The organism is Vibrio sp. 1978 (genome assembly GCF_033344345.1).
The window spans coordinates 1-787 of sequence record NZ_JAWPOP010000333.1 but is presented as its reverse complement, the minus strand read 5'-3'; the positions used below and the strand labels follow the sequence as shown (position 1 = coordinate 787).

Here is a 787-nt window from a genome sequence, read left to right as displayed (position 1 = left end):
CCACGTTCTTTTTAAGGAAGCTACTGGGAACCGACACCATAACGATCCAAGGCGCATCGCTGGTGTCAATTGCAGTAATCGCATACTCATCCCCGCCAAACGTCACAAGGCCTGCGCCTTTTTGTTTCGCAATGGATTGAATACGAGCCCATTGAGACGCCAACTCATGAGAGACTTTCTTGCCCACTTGATCCGCTTGGCTGCTGTTCGCCAGTGTGATGCCTTTCCACGAAGAAATCAGAATACGGCCTTGTCCATCAAACAAGTCGCTCGCGTAATCTTCACTTTGGCTTTGTAACTCGTTCAATGACAAATCAAAACCGAGAGAGCCGATGATCTCGCCACGTAACTTGATTGGTTGGCTGATGGTCGTGATCAGTTCTTGTTTGCCGCGAACCGGATACATGTACGGTTCCATCACGAACGTTTTGCCCGTTTCGTAAGGCATCAAGTGCCAATCGTCTTTACGCTCACCGTTGTTGTTTAATTCAGTATTGCTAAAGCTATCCATCGCCACAACATCAAAACTGTTGTGCGAATTTGGCGAACAGAATCGCGCTAAGTAGCCTTCGCTATTAAAGCCAAGGCTTTTGTCTTGAATCGTTGGCTCAACCCACGATGGCTTTTCCCACACCATGTAACCAGCAAACACAGCTTTGTTCTGAGCTTCTAGCGACGCAATAAACTGTTTAACAATAATGTCTGGCGTCGCGGCCGTCTCTGCGCTTAATTCGATAATTGAACGCGCTTGCTTTAGGTTCGCCAACACTGGCTCTAACTGGTTGGA

1 pseudogene is annotated in these 787 nt (G+C 47.8%); it reads right to left on the bottom strand.

Annotated features, from left to right (window positions below):
* Positions 1-787 (bottom strand): annotated as a pseudogene (locus R8N49_RS26450) (methyl-accepting chemotaxis protein); the annotation flags it as partial.